This window comes from Streptomyces sp. CoH27 (assembly GCF_020181035.1).
GTDB lineage: Bacteria > Actinomycetota > Actinomycetes > Streptomycetales > Streptomycetaceae > Streptomyces > Streptomyces camelliae.
Genome location: NZ_JAIQYY010000013.1, coordinates 67,842 through 78,490 on the forward strand (window position 1 = coordinate 67,842; position 10,649 = coordinate 78,490).

The window sequence follows — 10,649 nt, forward strand, 5'->3', positions numbered from 1 at the left end:
GAAGCGGGCGGCGCTTTGCCGGGGTTGAGGTGGTGTGGCGCGTGGGCCGGGGAGCTCACGCGTCCGCGCCCGTGACGGGATTCGCCGCGTTTTCGGCGCTTGCGGGGAATTCGATCGCCTGGCCGAATCGGCGTCACCGGTCGCGCAATGGGCGCGACGTTATTGACCCGTGAGTAACACCTCGCTAGGTTCCGGTGCCCTCGCACCAGAGAGTTCCGCCGCACACCCCCCCACCGTGCTGTCCCCGCCGATCGTGCCGGAGCATCATGACCTCCCCAGTGCGCGCCCAAGACCTGATCCTGTGTCTCACCCCCTTCGGTGAGCCCGACGCCGGACTCGCCGCTGCCGCCAGTGCAGCCGGCGCGCTCGGCGTCCTCGACCTCGGCACCGGCGACCGAAGATGCCGCGAGGAACTGTCCCGGCTGAGACGGGCCGCGCCGGGCCCCTTCGGCATGCGGGTGACCGGGCGCTGCACCCTGACCCCGGCCGACGTCGGTGCCGGCCCCGACACCGTGGTCCTCACCTCGGACGCGCCCTGGCAAGCAGCCCAACTCCCGTCGGCCTGGAGGCTGTTGGCGGAGATCACCGATATCGACCAGGCCCGGACAGCCGTCCGCGCCGGTGCCCGGGGTCTGATTGCCCGGGGTGCCGAGAGCGGCGGCCGGGTCGGCGAGCTGAGCACCTTCGTGCTGCTCCAACAGCTGCTGTCCGACGGCGAGTTGAACGGCGTTCCGGTCTGGGCGTGCGGCGGCATCGGACCGTGTACGGCGGCGGCCGCCGTGGCCGGCGGGGCCGCCGGTGTCGTGCTCGACAGCCAACTGGCCCTGCTGGCCGAGTCGGGACAGCCCGAGACGGTACGGGCGGCTCTGCGGTCCCTGGACGGCTCGGAGACCGTGCTGCTGGGCGGCCACCGGGTGCTGCGCCGCCGCGGCCCCGACGCCCCGCCCGTCTCCACCGACGACCCGGAGACGATCGCGGCCCTCCTGGGCACCGCCGACCCACGCACCCACCTCCTCCCCGTGGGCCAGGACGGCTTCCTCGCCGCCCGGTTCGCCGAACGGTGGGGGGATGTGCGGGGGGTGGTGCGGGAGCTGTCGGCGGTCATCCAGGGGGTGGCCGTCGGCGGTCCGGTGCGGGTCGACGGCGTGGCCGACGCCGGTCCGGCGGGCAGGGGCGGGCCGGCGGGCGCTGGACCTGAGGCGGACCTTGACGCGGAGGAGGCTGGGGCTGCGGTGGCCTTCGGCGAGGCGGCTGCCGGGGCTGAGGCCTCCTGTGCCGTGTCCGGTGCCGGGTCGGCGGCCTCGCAGGCCGTGTCCGATGCCGGCCCGGTGGGTGCCGCCGGCGTCTCGGACGTCGCGTCGGACATCGTGTCGGACACGCGGCACAGCCAGGCCGAGTCCGCTGCCGTCGCCGCTCTGCGGCCCGGCTCCGCCATGAGCCGGGCGCTCGGGACCCGGCTTCCGGTGGCGCAGGGACCCATGACGCGGGTCAGTGATCAGGCCGGGTTCGCCGCCGCTGTCGCCGAGGGTGGGGCGCTGCCGTTCCTGGCGCTGGCCCTCGCCGACGGGGAGCGGACGCGGGCGATGCTGACCGAGGCGCGGGCCGTGCTGGACGGGCGGCCCTGGGGTGTGGGTGTCCTCGGCTTCGCGCCGGAGGAGATCAGGAACGCCCAGTTGGACGCCGTGAGGGAGCTGCGGCCCACGCACGCGGTCATCGCGGGCGGCCGGCCCGCCCAGGCCGAGGCGCTGGAGCGGGCCGGGATCCGGACCTTCCTGCACGTGCCGTCACCAGGGCTGCTGCGGCAGTTCCTCGATGCCGGTGTGCGCAGGTTCGTGTTCGAGGGGTCCGAGTGCGGCGGGCATGTGGGGCCCCGGGCGTCCTTCCCGCTCTGGGAGGCCCAACTCGGGGTACTTGAGAACTACTTGGCCGAGGCCGATGACGAGAGGGCCCGGCAGCTGGAGGTCCTCTTCGCGGGCGGTGTGCACGACGAGCGGTCGGCGGCCATGGTCGCCGCCCTCGCCGCGCCGCTCACCGCCCGCGGTGCCGCCGTCGGCCTCCTCATGGGCACCGCCTACCTGTTCACCGAGGAAGCCGTCGCGCACGGCGCCATCCAGCCCCTCTTCCAGCGGCAGGTCCTCGCCGCCACCGCGACCGCCCTGCTGGAGACCGCCCCGGGCCACGCGACCCGCTGTGTGCCGAGCCCCTTCACCGGCGAATACCGCGACCGGGAGGCCGTACTGCGAGCGCAGGGGCTGACCGACCGCGAGGTCTGGGAGGGGCTGGAACGGCTCAATGTGGGGCGGCTGCGCATCGCGAGCAAGGGCGTGGAGCGGTGCACGGGCGGCGAGTTGGCCGCTGTCGGGGAGGAACGGCAGCTCAGCGACGGGATGTTCATGGCGGGCGAGGTCGCCGTTCTGCGCTCGGCGACCACCACCGTGGCCGAGCTGCACCGTGCGGTGACCGACGGCGCCGCCGACTTCCTGACCCGACGGGCCGCGCGCCCGGCACCGCTGCCCCCGGCCGAACCGGCTCCGCCCGCACCGCTCGACATCGCGATCGTCGGCATGGCCTGCATGTTCCCGCAGGCCGCCGACCTCGCCGCCTTCTGGCGCACCGTCGTCACGGGACGCGACGCCGTCACCGAGGTGCCGCCCGAGCGCTGGGACCCGGCCGTGCACCACGCGTCCGGCAGCACGGCGTCCACATGGGGCGGCTTCCTGCCCCGCATCCCCTTCGACCCGCTGCGCTACGGCATCCCGCCCGCCTCGCTCGGCAGCATCGAACCCGTGCAGCTGCTGTCCCTGGAGGCGGCCTGGCGGGCCCTTGAGGACGCCGGATACGGCGATCGGGGGCGGGCGTTCGACCGCGCGCGGACCTCCGTCGTCTTCGGCGCCGAGGCGGGCAGCGACCTGTCCAACGCCGTCACCCTGCGCGCCGTACTCCCCGCCTACTACGGCAAGGTCCCGGACGGGATCGAGGAGCAGCTGCCCCGGCTGACCGAGGACTCCTTCCCCGGCATGCTGGCCAACGTCATCTCCGGCCGGATCGCCAACCGACTGGACCTCGGCGGCGCCAACTTCACCGTCGACGCGGCCTGTGCCTCCTCCCTCGCCGCCCTCGACGTGGCCTGCAAGGAACTCGTCTCCGGCACCAGCGACATGGTGCTGTGCGGCGGCGCCGACCTGCACAACGGCATCAACGACTACGTCCTGTTCTCCTCCGTCCACGCGCTCTCCCCGACCGGCCGCTCCCGCGCCTTCGACGCCTCCGCCGACGGCATCGCGCTCGGCGAGGGCGTGGCCTGCCTGGTCCTCAAACGGCTCGCGGACGCCGAACGCGCCGGCGACCGGATCTACGGCGTGGTCAAGGGCCTCGGCTCCGCCAGCGACGGCCGCTCCCTGGGCCTGACCGCACCCCGCCCCGAAGGCCAGCGGGCGGCACTGGAGCGCGCCTACCGCAACGCCGGGGTCTCACCGGCGGACGTCGGCCTCGTCGAAGCCCACGGCACCGGCACGGTCGTCGGTGACCGCACCGAACTCACCGTACTCAGCGACGTGTTCACCGAGGCCGGTGCGGAGCACGGCAGTTGTGCGCTCGGCTCGGTCAAGTCGCAGATCGGGCACACCAAGTGCGCCGCCGGACTCGCCGGCCTCATCAAGACCACCCTCGCCCTCTACACCGGGGTCACCCCGCCCACCCTGCACGTGGAGCGCCCCAACCCGGCCTGGGCGCAGGACAGCAGCCCCTTCGTCTTCCACACCCGGGCCCGGCCCTGGAACGCACCGGCCGCCGAACGCTTCGCCGGGGTCAGCGCGTTCGGCTTCGGCGGGACCAACTTCCACGCGGTGCTCGCCGGTCACGGCGAGGCCGTACCACCGGCGCAGACCCTGGACGAGTGGCCGTGCGAGCTGTTCCTCTTCCGGGGCCGGGACACGGCGGCGGCCCACCGCACGGTCGAGGAGCTCCTGCGGGCCGCCGAGGCCGACGGCCGGCCCTGGCGGCTGCGGGACCTCGCCCTCGCCGCGGCCCGCCGCGCCGACACCGCGCACGAACCGGTACGCGCCGCCGTCGTGGCCCGCGACATCGAGGAACTGACCGCACAGCTACGGCGGATACTCGCCGGGGAGCACGACCCGGCCGCCGGAATCCACGCAGCGGACCCGGTGGACGGCCAGGTCGCCTTCCTCTTCCCCGGCCAGGGCAGCCAGCGCACCGGCATGCTCGCCGATCTCCTGGTCACCCTCCCCGCACTGCGCCACTATCTGTACCTGGGCCGCGCCCACGCCGACGTCGTCCATCCGCCGGCCGCCTTCGACGACACCGCCCGCGAACGTCACCGGGCCGACCTCACCGACACCCGGGCCGCCCAGCCCGCCCTCGGCATCGCGGGCCTCGCCGCCCACGCCTTCCTCACCTCCGCGGGCGTCCACCCCGACCAGGCCGCCGGCCACAGCTACGGCGAACTGGTCGCCCTCGCCGCGGCCGGCGCCCTCGACCCCGAGACCTTGCTGGAGCTGAGCGGCGAACGCGCCGCCGCGATCCTGGCGGCGGCCGGCGACGACCCCGGCACGATGGCCGCCGTCGCTGCCCCCGCCGAGGCGGTCACCGACACCCTGCGCACGGCCGGAGCCCCCGCGACCGTAGTCGTCGCCAACCTCAACTCACCCGAGCAGACGGTGATTTCGGGACCAACCGAGGACATCGGCACGGCCGTACGACTGCTGCGCGCGGCCGGGCTCGGCGCCCGGCGCATCCCCGTGGCCTGCGCCTTCCACAGCCCGCTCGTGGCCTCTGCGGGCGAGCGTTTCGCCGAGGTCCTCGCGGACAAGACCGTACGGGCGCCCGAGTTCCCCGTCTGGGCCAACCGCACCGCCGCGCCCTACCCCCGCGATCCCGACGCGGTGCGTGCCGGACTCGCCGCGCAGATCGGCGCCCCGGTCGCCTTCGCCGCCCAGATCGAGGCGATGTACGAGGCGGGTGCGCGGCTCTTCGTCGAGGCGGGCCCCGGTAGCGTGCTCACCCGGCTCGTGCGGCAGATCCTCGGCGACCGCCCGCACCGCACCGTCGTCTGTGAACCGTCGGCGGACAGCGGGCTGCGCGGCTGGCTGGACGCACTCGCCCAACTCGCCGTCGCCGGACGACCGGTGCGCACCGCCTGGCTCCTGCGCGGCCGCGACGCCGTCGACGCGCTGCGCGCCCCGGCACCGAAACGGCCCGGCTGGACGGTCGACGGACACCTCGTCCGCACCGCCGACGGGGCACTTCTGCCCGGTGCCCTCGCACCGGCCCGACGAGTCATGGAGACGACCGTGACCACCGACCAGCCGCACGGCGCCCCCACCGACCGGGACGCGCTGATCTCCGAGTTCCTGCGCACCAGCAGGGAGATGATCGCCGCCCAGCGCGATGTGCTGCTCACCTACTTCGGGGCGGCACCGGGCGCGACACCGCCGGCCCCGGTCACCGCCGTGCCCGCACCGGCTCCTGTGGCCCAGCATGAACTGCCTGCCGCCGAGCCGCAGTTGTCGCCCCCTGCTGCCGAAGAGCCGGTGGCCGACGTGGAGCGGATCGTCCTGGAGATCATCAGCGAACGGACCGGCTATCCCGTCGACATGATCGAGCCCGACCTCGACCTGGAGGCGGACCTGAGCATCGACTCCATCAAGCGTGCCGAGATCGCGGGCGAACTCGCCAAGCGCCTGGGCATCGCGGGCGGCGCCGAGGTCCTGGACGACGCCGAACTGGAGGAACTGGCCAAGGCGCGCACGGCGGCGGCGGTGACCGGATGGCTCACGGCGCGTGTCGGGGCCGGGTCCGGGGCCGGGTCCGGGGGCGAGGGCGAGCAGGTGGAGGCGGCTCATGCCCGCGAACCGGTCGACGAGCGGGCCGAGATGTCGTACGGCCGCGAACCGATCGAGGGGCAGGCGGCGGTGTCGTACGCCCGGGAAGCGGTCGGGGAGCAGGCGGAGGCGGCGCACATCGGTACGCGAGCTCCGGCGGAACCTCTCGTTCCCGGTGTGCCGCCCCGGCGCTGTGAGCTGCGACCCGTGGCCCTTCCGGAGCCCGGCCCGGCCGGTCTCGACCTGTCCGGGCGGCGCTTCGTCCTTCTCGGCGGCGGAGCGGGCGCGGCGGGCGAGGTCGCGGCGCGGCTCGCCGCGCACGGTGCCGATCCCGTGGTCCTCGACCAGGGACACCACCTCACCGAGGCCGACGGCCCGGTCGACGGTGTTGTGTACCTCGGCGCGCTGCCCGGTTCCGGCCTTCCGGTGCTGCCGGACGCCTTCGCGGTGCTGAGGGCGGCGCTGGCGTGCGGCCCGCGGACGCTGCTCGCCGTGCGGGGCACCGACCGCGCGCAGGCGCTGCGGGCGGCCGGGCTGGACGGGCTGTTCCGCAGCGTCGGCCGGGAGTACCCCGGCCTCCTCGCCCGGGTCGTCGCCGTGCCGGACACCGCCCCGGCGGCCGTCGCCGAGGCCCTGCTCGCCGAGCTGCGCGCCCCGGAGCCGGAGGCCCCGGTCGTCCTGCGTACGGCGGCCGGAGCCCGGCAGGGATTCGAGCTGCTGCCCGCACCCCTCGGCCTGCTCGGCACCACCGGCGCCGGGCCCGCCGCCGACGGCGCCGCCGAGGCGGCCGCGCTCGGCCTCGACCGGGACTCCGTCGTCCTGCTGGCCGGCGGCGCCCGGGGCATCACCGCGCGATTCGCCGCCACGCTGGCCCGCGCCTGCCGGTGCCGGGTGGAACTGCTGGGCCGTACCCCCGCGCCCACCGCACCCGAGGACCCCCGTACCACGGCCGCCCGCACCCCCGTCGAACTGCGGGCGGCACTGGCCGCCGGACCCGGTGCGCCGAAGCCCGCCGAGATCAACCGGACCGCCGAACTCCTCCTCGCCCAGCGGGAGATCGCCACGACCCTCGCCGAACTCGGCACGCTCGGCAGCGAGGCCCGCTACCGCTCGGTCGACTTCCGGGAGCGGGACGCCGTCCTGCAGGCGGTCAAGGAGATCCACGCCGAACACGGCCGGCTCGACGGTGTCGTCTTCGCCGCCGGAGTGATCGAGGACCGGCTGATCGCCGACAAGACGCCCGAGTCCTTCCAGCGGGTCTACGGCACGAAGACCGCCGGTGCCGCCGCACTGTTCGCAGCCCTGGACGACCTGCCCGCCGCGCCCGCGTTCACCGTGCTGTTCGGCAGCATCGCCGCCGTCCTCGGCAACCGCGGCCAGGCCGACTACGCCGCCGCCAACGACGCCCTGGAGGCGCTCGGCGCGGACTGGGCCGAGCGCACCGGCCACCGTGCACTGACCGTGCACTGGGGACCATGGGCACCCTCCGGCGCACACACCGGCATGGTCGGGGCGGAGCTCGGCCGCGAGTACGCCCGGCGCGGGGTCGGGCTGATCGACCCGGACGAGGGCACCGCGGCCCTGCTCCGGGAGCTCGCCTGGGGCGACCCGGCGGCCCGTGCCGTCGTCCACACCGCATCGGGCTGGTGACATGACGTCACGTCAGCTACCCGTCGCCATCGTCGGGATGGCGGTGCTGCTGCCCGGCGCCCCCGGCCTCGACGCCTACTGGCGCAATCTGCGCGACGGCGTCGACGCGATCCGCGAGGTCCCCGCCGGCCGCTGGGACGCCGACTACTACCGGCCCGGTACTGCGGCCGGGCCGGCTGCCGCCGACCAGGTGTACTGCCGGCGCGGCGGCTTCGTGGACAGCCTGGCCGAGGTGGAGGTCACGCGGTACGGCATCATGCCCGCCTCGGTGTCCGGCACCGAGCCGGACCAGCTGATCGCTCTCGACGTGGCCGCCGCCGCGCTCGCCGACGCGGGCGGCACGGACCGGCTGCCCGACCGGCACCGGATCGGGGTGGCGCTGGGCCGCGGCGGCTATCTCACGCCCGGCCTGGTCCGGCTGGACCAGCGGGTCCGGACCGCACACCAACTCGTGCGCACGCTGGGCGAGTTGTTACCCGGACTGGAATCGGACCAACTCGACCGGATTCGCGCCGCGTTCACCGAACGGCTCGGCCCCGACCGCCCGGAGTCCGCGATCGGCCTGGTCCCCAACCTGGCCGCGTCCCGCATCGCCAACCGGCTCGACCTGCGCGGCCCCGCCTACACCCTGGACGCGGCCTGCGCCTCCTCGCTCGTCGCCGTCGACCAGGCGGTCAACGAACTCACCACCGGCCGCTGCGACATGATGCTCGCCGGGGGAGTGCACCACTGCCACGACATCACCCTCTGGAGCGTCTTCTCCCAACTGCGCGCCCTGTCCCCGACCGAGCGCATCCGTCCCTTCCACCGTGACGCGGACGGCATCCTCATCGGCGAGGGCACGGGCGTCGTCGTCCTGAAGCGGCTCGCGGACGCCGAGCGCGACGGCGACCGCGTGTACGCGGTGATCCGGGGCGCGGGCGTGGCCGGAGACGGCCGTACGGCGGGACTCGTCACCCCCGACCCGGGCGGGCAGGCCCGCGCCGTACGGCAGGCCTGGCACACCGCCGGCCTCGATCCGGCCGCACCGGACTCCATCGGCCTGCTGGAGGCGCACGGCACCGCGACGCCCGCCGGTGATGCGGCCGAACTCACCACCCTGGCAGAGGTGTTCGGGCCACGGCAGCGGGGTGGTGACGTCCTCCACCCGGTCCTCGGCTCGGTGAAGTCGATGATCGGCCACACCATGCCGGCCGCCGGAGTCGCGGGCCTGGTGAAAGCCGCCCTCGCGCTCCACCACGGCACCCTGCTGCCCACCCTGCACTGCGAGGACCCCCACCCCGCCCTCGCCACCACGCGCTTTCGCACCCTGGACCGGGCCCGCCCCTGGGAGACCGACGTCCGGCAGCCGGTCCGCCGGGCCGCCGTGAACGCCTTCGGGTTCGGCGGGATCAACGCCCACGTGGTGCTGGAGGAGGCCCCCGGCCGTCCGCCGGTCCACGCCCCCTCCGGACCCACTCCCGCCCAGGTGACCGGGCCCGTTTCGGCTGCCGCTCGGATCGCCGAGCGTGCTTCGGCTCCCGTCCACGTGACCGAGCCTGGTTCCATCGCCGCTCATGTCGCCGAGCCCGCTCCTGCTGCCGCCCAGGTGACCGGGCCCGCTCCCGCCCAGGTCACCGAGTCCGAGCCGGTCCTGCTTCTCGCCGCCGACAGCGTGGCCGGTCTCGGTGCCCTCCTCGACGCCGAGGACTCCGCCGTACTCGCCGCAGGGCTCGACCCCGCCCGGTCGCACCCCGGTGCGGGTCCCGTGCGGCTCGGTGTCGTCGCGCCGAACGCCAAGCGGCTGGCCCTGGCCCGTCGTGCGGTCGCCAAGGGCCGGGCCTGGCAGGGGCGCGGCGACGTGTGGTTCCGGCCGGGGCCGCTGCTCGGCCGGGCCGGTGGCGGGCTGGCGTTCGTCTTCCCCGGGCTGGAGGGCGACTTCACCCCCCGCACCGACGACATCGCGGCCCACTTCGGGCTGCCGCCACTGCCCGGCGCGGACGTCGAGGTCGGGGACGTGGGACGGCACGGCTTCGGTGTCGTCGGGGTGGGCCGTCTGCTGGACCGGGCGCTGCGCCGCATGGGTGTCGTACCGGACGCGGTCGCCGGGCACAGCGTCGGCGAGTGGACGGCGATGGCGGTGGCCGGACTCTACTCGGCCGCCCAAGTGGACGCCTTCATGGCCGAGTTCGACCCCGACACGGTCACCGTCCCCGGCCTCGCATTCGCCGCCCTCGGCACTTCCGCCGAGCACGTCCGCACCGCCCTCGCCGAAAACTGGCCGGACTCCGGCATCGTGCTCTCCCACGACAACGCGCCCCGCCAGTCCATGGTCTGCGGCCCCGGCGCGGCGGTCGAGGCGTTCGTACGGTCCCTGCGCGCCCAGGGTGTGATCTGCCAGGTGCTGCCGTTCCGCTCCGGCTTCCACACCCCGATGCTCGGACCGTACCTCGCCCCCATCAAGGAGGCCGCCGACCGCTTCCGGCTCCATCCGCCGACCGTGCCGGTGTGGTCCGGGACCACCGCGGCGCCCTTCCCGCAGGGCGAGGCGGAGGTGCGTGAGCTGTTCGTACGGCATCTGCTGGAGCCCGTCCGCTTCCGCGAGCTGACCGAGGCGATGTACGCCGCCGGGCACCGCGTCTTCGTCCAGACCGGCCCCGGCCACCTCACCTCACTGATCGACGACACCCTCGGCGACCGCGACCACCTGACCGTCGCGGCCAACGCCCCGCAGCGCAGTGGGATGTCCCAACTCCGGTGTGTGGCGACCGCGTTGTGGGCGGCGGGTGGGTCCGTGGCCCCGGCGCTGCCGCACCGGGCCACCCCAGCCGCTGCTGAGCGCCCACCCGTGCGCCTCGACCTCTCCGGCGCCCTCGTCTCCCTGGCCGGCCCGGAACTCGACGCGCTACGGGCCGAACTGCGCCCCGCCGCGCACCCGGCGCCGCCCCGCTCCGGCGCGCTGGATTCCCTGGCCACCCGCTTCCCGGCCGCGGCCGAGCTGAGCGCCCTGCTGCGGGACACCGCGGACACGGCGGCGGAGCTGATCACCGCGGGCCGCCGCCCCACCCCGGCCTCTGCCGCGCCCGCCCTCGACAGATCCGGCACCCCGGCCTCTGCCGCGCCCGCCCTCGACAGATCCGGCACCCCAGCCTCTGCCGCGCCCGCCCTCGGCGGACCCGG

At 75.2% G+C, this 10,649-nt stretch carries 2 protein-coding genes; both read left to right on the top strand.

Features of this window, described 5'->3' with window-relative positions; all coding sequences use genetic code 11:
* The first annotated feature begins 266 nt into the window (after window positions 1–266).
* On the top strand, window positions 267–7,490 hold the full coding sequence (locus tag LE548_RS22970) for a type I polyketide synthase (RefSeq protein WP_225098828.1): 7,224 nt from the start codon (window positions 267–269) through the stop codon (window positions 7,488–7,490).
* Window position 7,491: 1 nt separating this feature from the next.
* Window positions 7,492–10,649, top strand: a 3,158-nt coding sequence (locus LE548_RS22975; RefSeq protein WP_225098829.1) for a type I polyketide synthase, incomplete at its 3' end; no start/stop codon positions are given.